This window comes from Pseudooceanicola spongiae (assembly GCF_014899185.1).
Classification (GTDB): Bacteria; Pseudomonadota; Alphaproteobacteria; order Rhodobacterales; family Rhodobacteraceae; genus Pseudooceanicola; species Pseudooceanicola spongiae.
The window spans coordinates 942,957-957,309 of the sequence record NZ_CP045201.1; the positions used below are offsets into that span (position 1 = coordinate 942,957).

The following is a 14,353-nucleotide window of genomic DNA, read 5'->3' on the forward strand; positions in this document are numbered from 1 at the left end:
CTTTATGAAACTGGCAACTTTTGACGCAGGCCATGGCCCGCGCCTTGGCGCATTGACGCAAAACGGCGATGCTCTGGTCGATCTGACGGCGACCGGCCTGCCCGCTCTGGCGTCGATGCAGGCTTTGATCGAGGCGGGAGACGCTGGCCTGAAGGACGCGCAAAGCGCGCTGGCCGCAGGCACCGGCCTTGCGCTGGACAGTGTGACGCTGCTGGCGCCCCTGCCCTGTCCGCCGCAAATTCGCGACGCTTCGACCGCGCCGCGCCACATCAAGCACGCCCCTGTCGGCATGCGCCGTCTTGCGGCCCTGCTTGAAGGTCAGCCCGATCCAGGACCCGCCGAAGGCTCCATCCCGGATATATATCGTGCTCAGCCAATCTTTTACATCACGAACCGCTTTTCGGTGGCGGGCCCGGAGGCAGACATCCACTGGCCGTCCTATTCAAAGTACATGGACTATGAACTGGAAGTTGCTGTTATCATAGGGAAAGGTGGTCGGGACATCAAGGCGGAAAATGCCATGGAGCATGTTTTCGGCTATACGATCTTCAACGACTTTTCGGCCCGCGACACGCAGCTGCGCGAAATGCAGGGGTTGCTGGGGCCGGCCAAGGGCAAGAGCTTTGATGCCGGGAATGTCTTCGGTCCCTGGATCGTCACCCGCGACGAGATCCTCGACTACCGCGCCCTGCGCTGCACCGCCCATATCAACGGGCGGCTGGTGACGGACAGCCGGCTGGGCGAAATGCTGCATGGCTTCGAGGATATGATCGCCTTCATCTCGGACAGCGAAACGCTGCATCCGGGCGAGATCATCGGTAGTGGCACTGTCGATGATGGCTGTGGTCTGGAACGCTGCGAGTTCCTGTCGGATGGCGATGATGTGGCGCTGACGGTGGACGGCATCGGCACGCTGCGCAACCGTATCGTCGCCAAGGGCTGAGCACGGCCATAGGTTAAAAAAGGGGGCGGCTGGCATGGCGGCCCCCTTTCGTTTGCTCTGCGGTGGCTATTGTGCGGCGCAGAGCATTGACCCTCGGGTCAGCTCTCCCCGCGTCGATCCGGTTCGATCTGGCCTTTGCGGCCCATCTGACGCGCCAGCAACCACACGCCCAGTGCCCAAGCCGCGCCGAGGGTCCAGCCCGCCAGCACGTCTGAGGGCCAGTGCACGCCGAGATAGACGCGGCTGACCCCGACGAGCATCGCCAGAATGGCCGCGACGCTGATGTAGAACGCGCGGATGCTGAGATGGCGTTCAGAGCGCGCCAGCATCACCGCAAGCGTCAGGTAGGTCACGGCCGCCATCATCGAGTGGCCAGAGGGAAAGGAGGTGGTCGCCACCTCGACCCCATGTGGCACCAGATCAGGCCGGGGCCGCGAAAAGCCCAGTTTCGCCAGATGCGACAGCGCCTGCCCGCCGAGGATCGCCACACCCATGAACAGGGCCGAGGCGCGCTGGCGACGCAACACCAGAAACACCAGCACGCAGAGCGTGATCAGTGTCAGCACCGTGACGCCACCAAGGGCCGTCAGATCACGCATCGCCACTTCGACCTGTGGCCCGCCAATCGGGTCACTGAGATCGCCGGGAACCCGCAGAGCCAGCAGCACGGCCTTGTCGAAGGAATGCAGATCGCCCTCCAGCATCTCGGCCGCCAGCGCCACAAAGGCCCAGAGTGCGCCGCCAATGACGATGATGACGACCAGGGTGAGGACCTCAACCCGGCGGATCAGGTCGAGGAAAACGGAGCGAGCTGACATGGCGGTCCTGCGTTGTCTGGGTGTGATCTCTGGCGAAGGAGATGGGGCGCAGGCGCTTTGGGACAAGCCGACTGCCGTTTTTTGCGCCTTGTGCGGCGCGTTGCGCAGGGTGTCAAAGGGTCCGCCCCCCTGCCCGCGATCCAAAGCGCGCTTTGGGTGACACAGGACAGACCCTTCCTGCGAGCAGACATGATTTTTTTTGAGCGCGGGCTTGCTAAGAGCCATGCATTTGCTGGCATATTGGGTGAGACTGTATGAGGTGAAGACATACGTGGACCGACCTGCGAGAAACGAGCTGGGAATGAGCGGAACTGTGACTCAGACGACACTTGTAAATGCTCTGGAAAAGGGCCCGTTTGTCTATGGGTATATCGATACCGCCATGACCCTGCTGCGGCACAATGCGCCCGCTGCGGACTGGTTGGGCCAGCCGGGGCAGAACCTTGTCGGGACATCGCTGCAAGATCTGGTTGCACGGGACGTGATGGAGAGTGTCGGGCCGTCACTGGCGCTGGCGCTGGCGGGTGAGACGCAGGAATACGAACGCTCTGCCCCCCATGGGACGGGCACCAGAACGTCGATTTCGCGCTATATTCCAGAGTGTGACGCGAGCGGCGCCGTCATCGGGCTGCATATCTTCGTCATCGATATCACCGATCAGAAAGAGACAGAGAACGAGGCCTTCGCGCTGCGGGAACGCTTTCGGGGCGCCTTCCACCACGCGGCTATCGGGATGGCCGTCGTCTCGATCGAGGGGCGGTTCCTGTCTGTCAACGCGTCGCTGTGCAAGATGCTGGGCTATACCCCGGAGGAACTTCTTGAGGTCGACTTCAAGGATCTGACCCACCCCGACGATCTGGCGGCCGACCTTGCCAATCTGTCGCAGCTTCTGGAGGGCGCGCTGGATTCCTACACGATGGAAAAGCGCTATCTCTCGAAATCGGGCGGGACGATCTACGCCATCCTGAGCGTCACCGTCGCCAGGACGACCGATGGCGCGCCGCTGCACCTCGTCGGGCAGATCCAGGATATTTCGGCGCGCAAGATCGCCGAGGACAAGCTGTTCCGCGAACATGAAATGGCCGAGGTCACGCTGCTCTCGATCGGCGACGGGGTGATCACCTGCGATCCGGAGGGCGGTGTGGTCTATCTGAACCCGGTGGCGCAGGGCCTGACCGGATGGAGCAACGAAGCGGCCTCGGGGCTGCCGATTGCAACGATTTTCGATGTCCGCGATGCCGAGGACCATACCGTGCCCTGCCCCATGTCCGAGGCGCTTGAAACCGGCCGGATCGTGGCACTGCAGGCCAATTCGCTGCTGGTCAGCAAGGACGGCTTGCGGGTGCCGGTCGAGGATTCCGCTGCGCCGATCCGGGACAGGTCGGGCAAGGTGGTGGGCGGTGTGCTGGTGTTTCATGACGTCTCGCATCAGCGGGCCATGGCGATCAAGCTGGAGTTCCTTGCCCATCACGACATGCTGACAGAGCTGCCGAACCGGGCGCTGTTCAAGGACCGGCTGGCGATGACCCTCTGGGCGAACCGCCGCGAGGACAAGAAGTGCGCCGTGCTGTTCTGCGACCTCGACCGGTTCAAATCGATCAACGATGCGCATGGCCATGCCGCCGGGGATGAGGTGCTCAGCGAGCTGGCTCTGCGGCTGAAGAAAAGCGTGCGCGATGGCGATACGGTGTGCCGCTGGGCGGGGGATGAGTTTGCCATCCTTCTGCCTGAAGTCAGCTCCGAGCGTGATGCCCGGATGGTGGCCAGCCGGATCGTCGAAAGTGCCCGGACGCCGATCTACCTGAAATCCTCGGTCGGGCGTGTGGATGTGGGCGTCAGCGTCGGGATCGGCATGTTCCCTGAAGACGGGATGGATGCGAGCAGTCTGCTCGCCGCCGCAGATGCCGCGCTTTATGAAGTCAAGCGGACCGGGCGCAATCGCTTTGCCTTCCACCATGAGGGCCTCAACATCCTGACCCGCGAACGTGCCCGCCAAGAGGCGCAGCTGCGCGAGGCCCTGCTGACCGAGGCGATGGAGCTGCATTATCAGCCGCGTGTCTCGCTGAAGGACGGCAGCATCACCGGGGTCGAGGCGCTGGTCCGCCTGCGCATCAAGGGCGAGCTGATCTATCCCGATGAATTCATCGCCATCGCCGAGGACACCGGCCTGATCCACGATCTGAGCCGCTGGGTGCTGCGCGAGGCCTGCCGTCAGAGCAAGAAGTGGAAGTCCGGCCCGCTGCGCGATGTGCTGGTGGCGATCAATATGTCGCCCATGCGTCTGCGCCAGCCTGACCTGTCCGAAGAAATCGCCAGCGTTCTGCTGGAATTCGACCTTGAGCCGAGCCGCATCGAGTTCGAGATCACCGAGACGATGATGGCCAATGCCACGCAGGAGTGCAGCCATCAGATACATGCGCTGTCGGATCTGGGGTTCAAGCTGTCTCTTGATGATTTCGGGACCGGGTTTTCCAACCTCGCCTATCTGCGCAGCCTTCCGGTCGACACGCTGAAGATCGACCGCAGCTTCGTGTCGCTGACGGAGGGTGACATGACCATCGCCAACGCCATCATTGGGCTCGGGGCGTCGTTCGGCAAAACCATTGTCGCCGAGGGCATCGAGACGCGCGAACAGGAGCAGGCTCTGATCCGGCTCGGCTGCGACGAGGGTCAGGGCTTTCTCTACTCCAAAGCCGTGCCCGCCTCCCGGATCGAGGAGATGTTCGGGACCGTCTTCGTGCATTAGCCCGTGCCGCTTGGCCCTGCCATCGATCAGATCGCTATGCGCGTTCTGATGCGGTGCAGGACCTTGCGTGCAGATGTCGTAAATCGCTGAAATAGAATAGGAATTCGCATATGTCCGAAACGTCTGGCCTCACCGTCCGCCCCGTTCGCCCGCAGGATCGGGCGCAATGGGATGTCTTGTACCAGGGCTATGCGGCGTTCTACGGGGTCGCACAGACGGTCGAGATGCGTGATACGCTCTGGTCCTGGCTGCACGATACGGCCAAGGAATCCGAGGGGCTGGTTGCGGAGCTGCCGGGGGGCAAACTGGTCGGTCTGACCCATTGCCGCCCCTATGCCCGCGCGCTGGCTGCCTCGACCGGCATGTTCCTCGACGATCTGTTCGTCATCCCCGAGGCACGGGGCACGGGCGCGGCTGAGGCGCTGATCGACGCGGTGCGCGCTTTGGCGCTCGAGCGTGGCTATACCGTGGTGCGCTGGATCACGGACGAGACCAACTACCGGGGCCGCGGTCTGTATGACCGCGTCGCGACGCGCACCCCTTGGGTGACCTACGATATCAAGCTCTAGTCGCGGCCGCTTTCGGGGCAGTTGGACAACTCCTGCAGAGGGGGCTGGCACGGGCATTCGCAATTCGGTGCGGCGCGAACGCGTCTTCGACTTGACCCCGGAGCCATTTAGGTAGACCGATCTACCTAAATGGAGGCCTTTTGATGTCTGCACTCCCTGCCGAAACCGTACGAGAGCGCCTGCTGCGCGCCGCCGCTGAGCTGTTCTATGACGAGGGCCTGACGGCGACCGGCATCGACGCGATCACGCAGCGCGCCGGTGTCGCCAAGCAGAGCCTTTACAACAATTTCGCGTCCAAGGCCGATCTTGTCGCCGCCTATATCGAGGCGCGTCATGCCGAATGGCTCGGCCTCTATGGCGCCCGCGAAGTTCAGGTTGCGGCGCAGGACAACGCTGGGAAAATCCTCGCGGTGTTCGACGCGTATGGTGATCATGCGGCCTTTGCCTATGCGCGGGGATTTCGCGGTTGCGGGCTGCTCAACGCGGCGGCGGAACTGCCGGCGGGGCATGAGGGGCGCGCGGCGGTGCGGCGTCATAAGGAGGAGGTCGATGCCATCCTGACGTCGCATCTTGCGCGCCTCCTGCCCGATCAGCCTGAAGAGGTGAAGGTACTGACGGCGCATCTGTCGTTTCTGCTGGAAGGCGCCATGGTGCGCGCGGGTCTGGAGGGCAGCGGCGCGCGTGTGCAGGAGGCGCGGGCGATCGCCCAGGCGCTGCTACAGGGGCGTTCGCATGACATCTGAGATCGGTCAGCCGGGGCGCGGCGCGGGTGTCGTATGCTGCCTTCTCGCCGCGACGCTCTGGGGCACGACCGGCACCGCGGCGACATTCGCGCCGGGCGTGCCTGCGGTGGCGATTGGGGCGGCGGCGATGGGGATAGGCGGGGTGCTGCAGGCCCTCATCGCGCTGCGGGGTATCCGGGCCAGCCTGTCTGTCCTCGCCCGGCACCGGCTGCTTCTGGGGCTGGGGGCGCTTTCGGTCGCGCTCTATCCCCTCGCGTTTTATGCCTCGATGCGGCTGGCGGGGGTCACCATTGGCACTGTCATCTCCATTGGCTCGGCGCCTGCGATTTCGGCGCTGATCGAGAACCGGATCGAGGGCCATCGTCTGACGCTGCGCTGGGGGATTGGCGCCGCCCTCGGAATTTTGGGGATGGCGCTGCTGGGTGTCGCGGAGGGCGGGCATGAGAGCCTTGCGCCGAATGTGCCGCTCGGGATCCTGCTCGGCCTGATCGCGGGGGCGACCTATGCGCTTTATTCCTGGTGTGCGCGCCAGCTGATGCAGCATGGCGTGCGATCGCGTGCTGCGATGGGGGCGACGTTTGGATTGGGCGGGCTGCTGCTGATGCCGGTGCTTGTGGTCACGGGGGCGCCCTTCCTCGACAGCGCGACCAATCTGGCGGTTGGTGCCTATATGGCCATTGTCCCGATGTTTCTCGGCTATGTCGCCTTTGGCATTGCCCTGTCGCGGATCCCCAGCAGTCAGGCCACGACCCTTTCGCTGTTTGAGCCGGTCGTGGCGGCCTGTCTCGCCATTCTCATTGTCGGGGAGCGCCTGCCCGCGATCGGCTGGTGGGGTGTTGGCCTGATCATTGCCTGCCTTTTCTGGACGGAGCTGCCCGTGCCGCGCCGATGGCGCAGGTCTGGCCAGACCGGGTGACGCTCTGCGCCACCCCGAAAGCTTTGCGATGGCGCAGGCTTATTCCCCCCTTCGCCTCCAGCGTGTGCGATAGATGGCGATGCCGATGACCAGCCCATAGACCAGCATCGCGCCGCCGATGCTGGCAAAGACGCCGCGCACGCCGAGGGGGGTGAACGAGGTCAGTAGGACTGCGCCGAGCACAGCGACAAAGATCCGGCTGAGGCTGCCGGTCACGGGCCAGACCATCCGGCCTGCCCCCTGAGAGGCGAAATACATCGCCAGTCCGAGGCCGAAGAAGCAATAGAATGGCGCGACGATGCGGAAATAGCTGCGCCCAACGGCGAGTGCGGCGTCATTCGAGGGCTCCAGAAAGATGCCGAGCCACAGATCCGGCATCAGAGCCAGAAGAGCGCCAACACTGCCAACGACGACTGCGGCGGCCAAGGCTCCGGTCCAGGCGATCTGCAGGGCGCGGTCCCGGTTGCCGGCACCGATATTCGCGCCGACCATGGCCGTCAGGGCGGCACCGATGCCGAAGATCACCGGGATCATCAGGAACTCCAGCCGGGCCCCCAGACCATAGCCTGCCAGCGCTGCTTCGCCGAACTGACCGACAAGGCCGACCATGATCACGGTGGTCAGAACCGTCAGCACCGTATTGATCGCCGCCATCGTGCCGACCTGAAGAATGTCGCGGATCATGCTGGTGTCGATGCGTCTGGCGGCCCCTGCGAAGGTCAGGCCGGTGCGCCCCGTGGCGATATAGGCGATCGCGCCGAGTGCGCCGGTGCCATAGGCGACGACCAGTCCCAGTGGCAGCCCGGCCATGCCGAGGGCAGGCAAGCCGCCCCAGCCGAGCGCAAAGCCACCGGACAGGGGAATGGACGCCGCGGCCACGACCAGCAGCAACATCGAGGGTGTCTGCATGTCGCCCGTGCCGCGGATCACGCTGAGCGCGGTGTTGAACAGCCAGATGGCCACGCAGCCGGGAAAGAAGACGGCGGCGTAGGACGCGGCGGCACTGATCGTTTCTGGCCCGCCGCCGAGGACGCCGAAAATCGCGCGTCCGCACAGTGCCATGAGCACTGCCGTCACCAGCGCAAAACCGATGGCGATCAGCCCGGCGACGAGCGCGAGTGAGGCGGCCCGGTCAGGCTTGCGCGCGCCGAGGGCCCGGGCAATGGCGGCGGAGACAGAGCCGCCAATAGCGCCCGCCGACAGCATCTGCGTGAGCATGACCAGGGGAAAGACCAGAGCCAGCCCCGCCAGCGCTGTGACCCCCAGAACGCTGGCATAATAGGCCTCGGCAATGCTCTGGGCGGATTGCACGAACATCGCCAGCACGTTGGGCGCGGCGAGCCTGAGCAGAGTGGGGCCAATCGGCGCGGTCAGCAGCAGTGTGGTGCGTGCCGCCCTGAGGCTGGCCGCGGCGTCCGGTTGCCCTATCGGAGACGTGATATCGCTCATGATGTGGTGGCGGCGCAGACGCGCCCTGCCCGGCCCGATTGGGATATCTGGCTGTCGTGATCCATGCAGCGCCTCCTCTCCGTGTCTCCTGAAGGATAATGCCTGCGCACAAACCGACAGGGTTCCGATATGGAACCCTCTCTGGGTAAGTTCTCTTTCGGAACCTGTCAATTCCTGATACGATCCGGGCATGAAATGGAACGAGCTTCACGAAGATGCCTGCCCGGTTGCCCGCGGTCTGTCCGTGATCGGCGACCGCTGGACGATGCTTGTGGTACGCGACTGTTTCATGGGCATCCGCCGCTTTGACCAGATGCAGCAGCGCCTCGGCATCACGCGTCACGTGCTTGCCGACCGTTTGCGCAAGCTTGAAGCCGATGGCGTGCTGCGCCGGGAGGCCTATCAGGAACGCCCGCTGCGCTACGAATACCGCCTGACCGACAAGGGCAAGGCGCTGTATCCGATACTGGTGACGCTGATCGACTGGGCCAATACGAACATGCCGGTTGAAGGGGGCCCCTCCGTCGTGCTGACATCGCGCGCCACGCAAGACCCGATCAGGCCAAAGCTCATCGACGCCGAAACCGGGGAAGAGATCACGACGCGCAGTGTGCTGGCGGTTCCCAACGCAGACCAGAGCGACTGACACGCCGGATCTGCTCGCTGTTGGTCCGATGCGCTTACGCTCGGTGATCCTTTTCCGGGGTTTTGGGCGAGGTTGCCGCCTGCGACGGGCCGCTATTCTGCGTCGGTGTTGCGCACCCGGCGCGCGCCCTCCCGTGGTTGCAGGGCATCGAGCGCATCCGCATTGTCGCGGCCCCAGTCATAGACCATATCCACCAGCCCCACGAACCGTTGCCCAAGGGGCGTGAGGGCATAGGTCACGGCGGGGGGTACGGTGCTGTCGATGCGACGGTCGATCAGGCCGCCGGCTTCCATGTCACGCAGGGTCTGAACGAACATCTTCTTGGAGAGGCCTGGCAAGCTGCGGTGCAGGGCGCCACTGCGCGCCGCCCCCCTGTGTCGGGCCTTTAATGTGTGCAGGATCATGCTGGTCCATTTCGTCGCAAAGATCTCCAACACGCGGCGCGGCGCGCAGTCTTCACGCCAGTCGGTTTCCTTCATGGTGGTCTCCTTTTGGTGACTACGTTCCGTTTTGGTGCCGTCTAGCGCACTGCGGTCCGGCTGGCTAGGTGGGTGTCATATCTTGTAACGACAGGAGAGATCACATGACAAAGACCGCACTCGTCGTCGGCGCGACCGGCATTCAGGGCAGCGCCATCGCGACCAAACTGGTTGAGGACGGCTGGAACGTCCTGGGGTTGGCGCGCACGCCACAGGATCAGCCCGGCGTCACCCCTATTGCGGCAGACCTGCTGAACCCTGAGGCGCTGGCGCAGGCACTTGAGGGCCACAAGCCGACCCATGTCTTCCTGACGACCTGGCTGCGTCAGGATACCGAGGCCGAGAATATTCGCGTCAATGCCACCATGGTGCGCAATCTGCTGGACGCCCTGCGCCCGGTTGGTGGCCTGGAGCATGTCGCCCTGGTGACCGGCCTGAAACACTATCTCGGGCCGTTCGAGGCCTATGGCAAGGGCACGCTGCCAAAGACCCCATTTCGCGAAGATCAGGGCCGCCTGGACGTCGCCAACTTCTATTACGCGCAGGAGGACGAGGTCTTTACCGCTGCGGCCCGCGACGGGTTTGGCTACAGCATCCACCGCCCGCATACGGTCATCGGCAAGGCTGTCGGGAACGCGATGAACATGGGCACCACGCTGGCGGTCTATGCCACGCTGTGCAAAGCGACCGGACGTCCTTTCCGGTTTCCGGGATCGCAGGTGCAGTGGGACTCGCTGACCGACATGACCGATGCCCGCCAGCTGGCGGATCAGGTGATCTGGGCCTCGGTGACGCCTGCTAAGCGCAACGAAGACTTCAATATCGTCAATGGTGACGTCTTTCGCTGGAGCTGGATGTGGCACCGGATCGGTGACTATTTCGGCGTGCAGGTCGAGGACTTCGATGGCGTTGAACGCCCGCTTGAGCAGCAGATGAAAGACGATGCCGCCGCATGGACGCAGATCGCGCAGCAGCAGGGGCTGGCGGAAAAAGACCTCGCACGTCTTGCCTCGCCCTGGCACACCGATGCTGATTTGGGACGTCCGATCGAGGTTGTAACCGATATGGGCAAGAGCCGGGCCATGGGGTTCTCTGGCTATGTCGCGACGGATACGGCCTTTTTTGATCTGTTCGACCGGTTGCGTGCCGATGGGATCATCCCCAAGGCGTGACCTACAGAGCGGCGGGCTGAGTCCCACATACCAAAGCGATGCGCCCCTTTTCGCGAGGGGCGCATCGCTTTTTTTTTGGCCGTGCGCCGAAGTGTCAGCTTGCTGCTTTGCCAGTCTGCCGGCGCGCCATAATCACTGTCAGAAATAACATCACGGCCGTCAGCGCATAGATTGCCAGCGCGATGGAGCTGTGAACCAGAATCCCGAAATCTCCGCCCGAAATGGACAGCGCGCGGCGCAGGTTGTTTTCCATATCCGCCCCCAGCAGCAGACCCAGCACAACCGGCACCAGCGAGATGTCGAGCTTGCGCAGCGCATAGCCCAGCACCCCGAAGGCGATCATCACGAAGAGGTCGAACGGCGCATGGCTGATCGAATAGATGCCGATGAAACTGACCATGATCACCACCGGCATCAGCAGCCACTGGGGCAAAGACAGCAACCGGGTGAAGATGCCCACCAGTGGCACGTTCATTACCAGCAGCACGACGTTGGCGATATAGAGCGAGGCGATCAGGCCCCAGACGATCTCGGGCTGGCGTTCGAACAGCAGCGGACCGGGCTGGATGTTGAGTGAAATCAGCAGGGCCAGCATCACGGCGGTCGTGCCACTGCCCGGAACGCCGAGGGTCAGCATCGGGATGAGAGCGCCGCCCGAAGCGGCGTTGTTGCCCGCCTCAGGCGCGGCAATGCCGCGTGGGTCGCCGGTGCCGAAGGTGCCGTCCTTGTCGCTGACCTGCTTTTCCACGTTGTAGGACACGAAGGCCCCCAGCGATGCGCCCGCGCCCGGCAGAACGCCGCAGATGAAGCCGATGACCGACCCGCGCAGCGACGCCGGGAACCCGGCGAACACCTCTCGCAGTTTGGGCAGGCCACGATCCAGGGGCACCGCCTCGCCGCCCTCGCCCGCAATCCGCTCGAAATACATCAGGATTTCGCTGATTGCGAACAGACCCACGATCGAGACGATGGGGTCGAAACCGTCATACAGGTTGTAGGATCCGAAGGTGAAACGCGCCGTCCCCGTCGCCGGGTCCAGCCCGACCGAGGCCAGCATCAGCCCGATGACCGCCGCCAGAAGCGTCTTGATCGGGTTCACCCCGGCGACACCACCGATGGTCGCAAACGCCATGACGTAGAGCGCGAAATAGTCGGCCGGTCCGAAATAGATCGCGGCCTTTGCAAGGTAGGGCGCAAAGAAGGTCAGTCCCAGCGTCGCCACTGTCGCCCCCACGAACGAGGCCACGGCCGAGATGCCAAGTGCCTGCGCCGCCTTGCCCTTCTTCGCCATAGGATAGCCGTCGAGGGTGGTCATGATTGCCGGTTCGTCGCCGGGAATGTTCAGCATGATCGAGGAAATCCGTCCTCCGTACATGCAGCCGTAATAGATGCAGGACAGCAGGATCAGCGCCGAGCCGGGCGACAGTTTCATCGCGAAGGCGACGGGGATCAGGATGGCAACACCGTTCACTGGGCCAAGCCCCGGTAGCGCGCCGATCAGCGTGCCAATAAAGCAGCCGAAGACCGCCAGCCCGAGGTTGGTTGGGGTCAGCGCCACCGAAAAACCGTCCATCAGCGCGTTCAGAATATCCATGTCACCCTCAGCCGATGAACGCAGGGGCCAGTGGCAAAGGCAGCCCCAGAACGTTGTTGAAAAGCAGATACAGCCCGACGCCTGTCCCAAGGCCCGTCGCGAGGGCGCGCATCGCCCGTGCCCCGAACAAGGCCGCGAGCAGTGCGGTGGCGAGCGTCGTCGAAACCGGAAAGCCCAGCGGCTCCAGCAGCAGGACGTAGCCGATCAGAACGGCCAGCGTGGCCAGTTGTTTCAGCCGCGCGCGATCCATGCGGAAGTCGGGGTTCGGGTCCGGTCGAAAGATCATGCCGAGGCTGAGGATGGCCGCCAGCGCGGCGACCATCTGCGGGAAGACCGCGGGGCCCAAAGGGTCCCCGAAGCCTGCCTCATAGCCCCGGGCGACCAAAAATACCGTGACCGAAATCACCAGTATCATCAGCCCCACAAGGCGGTCGATCATTTGATGACGCCGATCTGGCGGGAGATTTCCTCCATCTGCTGCGCCTGTTGTTCGACATAGGTTTCGAACTCTGCACCGCCGCGCCAGACCGGGATCAGCCCGTTCGCCTCAGCCGCAGCCTTCCACTCCTCGCTGTCGTAAAGGGTGTTCAAGGCCGCGACCCAGCCGTCGTAATCGGCATCCGAGACCTCGCCGCCGGTGTAGAACCCGCGCCAGTTGTAGCCGGTCACGTCATAGCCCTGCGCCTTGGCCGTGGGCGCGTCGGGGAAAGCCGGGATCGGGTCGTCCGACAGGGCCGCGAGAATGCGGATGTCGCCCGATTGCACGAAGCCCGCGATCTCGCCCAGGTCGGTCGACACCGCGCCAACCTGCCCGCCCATCATCTGGGTCACGGCGGGGCCACCCCCATCGAACTGCACCCAGCGGATTGCCTTGTAGGCGTCGCCGGTCATGCCCGCGCTGTCGGCCAGCATCAGCAAGCGGATGTGATCCCAGCCCCCTGCGCCTGACGAGCCTGCGACCGGCACCGAGGTCGGATCGTCCTTCAATGCGCCCAGCAAATCGTCGAGCGAGGCATAGGGCGAGGCTGCGGGCACCACGATGACGCCAACGTCAGAGCCGAGCATCCCGACCCAACGCATCACATCCACACCACCGGGATATTTGCCCTGCGCGATCTGCGTGACACCGACGGTCGAGGTGGCGACCAGCAGATCGCCTTCATCCGCACGTTTGCCGGCCACATTGGCAAAGGCTACCGCGCCGACACCGCCAGGCATGTTGGTGACCTGCACAGGGGCCTCTTCGATGCCAAGCTCGGTCAGCAGCCGCCCGACGGTGCGGCAGGTGAAATCCCAACCGCCACCGGGATCTGCCGGGGCAATGCATTCGGCCGCGCTCGCAGCTGTTGCCGACATTCCGGCAGCCATCACGACCGCCACTAAAAGGTTGCGTTTCATAGACATGTCTCCTCCCTGAGTTCTGTCTTCTTTCGGTTTTGGGGGGTAAGCCCCCTCCGCTCCAGTCTTTGGGGGCAAGCCCCCTCTCCGCGCGGTCCTCCACCGCGCGAAGTCGTCAGTCTTGCGCCGTGCTGTCCACGATCCCACGCGTGCCAAGAAACCGTTTGGCATTGCCGACGGCGACAAGGATCTGGTCGCGCACGGCGCGCGTGTGAAGTCGTACCGCCTCCGCTGCCGCCTCTTCGTTCCGGGCCGCAACGTGATCCAGTATCGCACAATGCTCCGTCCAAGCCGTTTCGCGCTGCGCTGGATCACTGGCCAGCAGCCAGCGCAGACGCAGGGCACGCGCGACGGCATTCTGCACCGCGTCGCGCAGGAACACATTGCCCGAGAGCGCCGCCAGCTCGACATGGATATCGAGGCCTTGCGCCAGCCATTCCTCAGGGTCGATATCGGCGCGACCGCGATCGACCGTGGCACGCAAGGCAGCCAGTCCCTCGGGGCTGGCACGTCGACTGGCCAGACGCACCGCGTCGTCCTCAACCTCCTCGCGGTACTCGAACAGCGCGTGGATCTCCTGAATGTCGATGGGGGCAACCTCATAACCGCCGCGGGCGCCACGGTTGATCAGGCCCTGCTGCACCAGCATGGCCAGCGCCTGACGGATCGGGGTGCGCGACACGCCATAGCGATCCTGCAGAAACCGCTCTGACACGGCCTCGCCCGGGGCGAAGGTCATCGACAGGATCTCCTGGCGCAGCAGCAGCAGGGCCTGATCCCCGCGCGGCGCAACAAGCCCTTGTTCGGCACCCGTTTTATGATCTCTGATTGTCGGCATTGACCCCTCTGGTTGAGTCGGTATACCACGTTGGTGGACCAC

At 64.0% G+C, this 14,353-nt stretch carries 14 protein-coding genes; 7 read left to right on the top strand and 7 right to left on the bottom strand.

Going from position 1 to position 14,353, the window contains the following annotated elements; all coding sequences use genetic code 11:
- The first annotated feature begins 4 nt into the window (after positions 1–4).
- Positions 5–943 (top strand): fumarylacetoacetate hydrolase family protein, encoded by a 939-nt coding sequence (locus F3W81_RS04420; protein WP_193082447.1) that lies wholly within the window; start codon positions 5–7, stop codon positions 941–943.
- 98 nt (positions 944–1,041) lie between these two features.
- Here the strand turns inward: F3W81_RS04420 and F3W81_RS04425 are convergent, their stop codons facing one another.
- Positions 1,042–1,761, bottom strand: coding sequence for a phosphatase PAP2 family protein (locus F3W81_RS04425; protein ID WP_193082448.1), 720 nt, complete (start codon positions 1,759–1,761; stop codon positions 1,042–1,044).
- 301 nt (positions 1,762–2,062) lie between these two features.
- Between F3W81_RS04425 and F3W81_RS04430 the strand changes: the two genes are divergently transcribed.
- The 4 genes from F3W81_RS04430 to F3W81_RS04445 all read left to right on the top strand — a co-directional run bounded on the left by F3W81_RS04430 (position 2,063) and on the right by F3W81_RS04445 (position 6,735).
- On the top strand, positions 2,063–4,507 hold the full coding sequence (locus tag F3W81_RS04430; protein ID WP_193082449.1) for a sensor domain-containing protein: 2,445 nt from the start codon (positions 2,063–2,065) through the stop codon (positions 4,505–4,507).
- Positions 4,508–4,617: 110 nt separating this feature from the next.
- Positions 4,618–5,076 carry a GNAT family N-acetyltransferase gene (locus tag F3W81_RS04435; protein WP_193082450.1) on the top strand — a complete coding sequence of 153 codons (459 nt, stop codon included), beginning with the start codon at positions 4,618–4,620 and terminating at the stop codon, positions 5,074–5,076.
- Positions 5,077–5,219: 143 nt separating this feature from the next.
- Positions 5,220–5,819 carry a TetR/AcrR family transcriptional regulator gene (locus F3W81_RS04440; RefSeq protein ID WP_193082451.1) on the top strand — a complete coding sequence of 200 codons (600 nt, stop codon included), beginning with the start codon at positions 5,220–5,222 and terminating at the stop codon, positions 5,817–5,819.
- Positions 5,809–6,735 (top strand): DMT family transporter, encoded by a 927-nt coding sequence (locus F3W81_RS04445; protein WP_193082452.1) that lies wholly within the window; start codon positions 5,809–5,811, stop codon positions 6,733–6,735. The genes F3W81_RS04440 and F3W81_RS04445 overlap by 11 nt, the downstream gene beginning before the upstream one ends.
- Positions 6,736–6,774: 39 nt before the next feature.
- Here the strand turns inward: F3W81_RS04445 and F3W81_RS04450 are convergent, their stop codons facing one another.
- The gene (locus F3W81_RS04450; RefSeq protein ID WP_193082453.1) at positions 6,775–8,184 is read right to left on the bottom strand and encodes an MATE family efflux transporter; all 1,410 of its coding nucleotides are present in this window, start codon (positions 8,182–8,184) and stop codon (positions 6,775–6,777) included.
- A 190-nt stretch (positions 8,185–8,374) separates the two neighbouring features.
- Here F3W81_RS04450 and F3W81_RS04455 point away from each other — a divergent pair, with 190 nt between their 5' ends.
- Positions 8,375–8,830 (top strand): winged helix-turn-helix transcriptional regulator, encoded by a 456-nt coding sequence (locus F3W81_RS04455; RefSeq protein WP_193082454.1) that lies wholly within the window; start codon positions 8,375–8,377, stop codon positions 8,828–8,830.
- A gap of 92 nt (positions 8,831–8,922) precedes the next feature.
- On the opposite strand, the gene F3W81_RS04460 is transcribed toward F3W81_RS04455, so the two are convergent.
- Positions 8,923–9,309, bottom strand: coding sequence for a winged helix-turn-helix transcriptional regulator (locus F3W81_RS04460; RefSeq protein WP_193082455.1), 387 nt, complete (start codon positions 9,307–9,309; stop codon positions 8,923–8,925).
- Between the two features lie 104 nt (positions 9,310–9,413).
- Here F3W81_RS04460 and F3W81_RS04465 point away from each other — a divergent pair, with 104 nt between their 5' ends.
- Entirely contained in the window at positions 9,414–10,481 is a 1,068-nt protein-coding gene (locus F3W81_RS04465) for an SDR family oxidoreductase (protein ID WP_193082456.1), read from the top strand.
- A 94-nt stretch (positions 10,482–10,575) separates the two neighbouring features.
- Here F3W81_RS04465 and F3W81_RS04470 read toward each other — a convergent pair whose 3' ends face one another.
- The 4 genes from F3W81_RS04470 to F3W81_RS04485 form a co-directional block, all read right to left on the bottom strand.
- Positions 10,576–12,075, bottom strand: a complete 1,500-nt coding sequence (locus tag F3W81_RS04470; RefSeq protein ID WP_193082457.1) for a tripartite tricarboxylate transporter permease — start codon at positions 12,073–12,075, stop codon at positions 10,576–10,578.
- Positions 12,076–12,082: 7 nt separating this feature from the next.
- On the bottom strand, positions 12,083–12,514 hold the full coding sequence (locus tag F3W81_RS04475) for a tripartite tricarboxylate transporter TctB family protein (protein ID WP_193082458.1): 432 nt from the start codon (positions 12,512–12,514) through the stop codon (positions 12,083–12,085).
- Entirely contained in the window at positions 12,511–13,473 is a 963-nt protein-coding gene (locus tag F3W81_RS04480; protein ID WP_226941853.1) for a Bug family tripartite tricarboxylate transporter substrate binding protein, read from the bottom strand. The genes F3W81_RS04475 and F3W81_RS04480 overlap by 4 nt, the downstream gene beginning before the upstream one ends.
- Positions 13,474–13,588: 115 nt before the next feature.
- Positions 13,589–14,311, bottom strand: a complete 723-nt coding sequence (locus F3W81_RS04485) for a GntR family transcriptional regulator (protein WP_193082460.1) — start codon at positions 14,309–14,311, stop codon at positions 13,589–13,591.
- Between the last annotated feature and the right edge of the window lie 42 nt (positions 14,312–14,353).

Coding starts and splice junctions, on each gene's coding strand:
- F3W81_RS04420 (WP_193082447.1), top strand. CDS start 5: ATGAAACTGGCAACTTTTGACGCAGGCCATGGCCCGCGCCTTGGCGCA.
- F3W81_RS04425 (WP_193082448.1), bottom strand. CDS start 1,761: ATGTCAGCTCGCTCCGTTTTCCTCGACCTGATCCGCCGGGTTGAGGTC.
- F3W81_RS04430 (WP_193082449.1), top strand. CDS start 2,063: ATGAGCGGAACTGTGACTCAGACGACACTTGTAAATGCTCTGGAAAAG.
- F3W81_RS04435 (WP_193082450.1), top strand. CDS start 4,618: ATGTCCGAAACGTCTGGCCTCACCGTCCGCCCCGTTCGCCCGCAGGAT.
- F3W81_RS04440 (WP_193082451.1), top strand. CDS start 5,220: ATGTCTGCACTCCCTGCCGAAACCGTACGAGAGCGCCTGCTGCGCGCC.
- F3W81_RS04445 (WP_193082452.1), top strand. CDS start 5,809: ATGACATCTGAGATCGGTCAGCCGGGGCGCGGCGCGGGTGTCGTATGC.
- F3W81_RS04450 (WP_193082453.1), bottom strand. CDS start 8,184: ATGAGCGATATCACGTCTCCGATAGGGCAACCGGACGCCGCGGCCAGC.
- F3W81_RS04455 (WP_193082454.1), top strand. CDS start 8,375: ATGAAATGGAACGAGCTTCACGAAGATGCCTGCCCGGTTGCCCGCGGT.
- F3W81_RS04460 (WP_193082455.1), bottom strand. CDS start 9,309: ATGAAGGAAACCGACTGGCGTGAAGACTGCGCGCCGCGCCGCGTGTTG.
- F3W81_RS04465 (WP_193082456.1), top strand. CDS start 9,414: ATGACAAAGACCGCACTCGTCGTCGGCGCGACCGGCATTCAGGGCAGC.
- F3W81_RS04470 (WP_193082457.1), bottom strand. CDS start 12,075: ATGGATATTCTGAACGCGCTGATGGACGGTTTTTCGGTGGCGCTGACC.
- F3W81_RS04475 (WP_193082458.1), bottom strand. CDS start 12,514: ATGATCGACCGCCTTGTGGGGCTGATGATACTGGTGATTTCGGTCACG.
- F3W81_RS04480 (WP_226941853.1), bottom strand. CDS start 13,473: ATGAAACGCAACCTTTTAGTGGCGGTCGTGATGGCTGCCGGAATGTCG.
- F3W81_RS04485 (WP_193082460.1), bottom strand. CDS start 14,311: ATGCCGACAATCAGAGATCATAAAACGGGTGCCGAACAAGGGCTTGTT.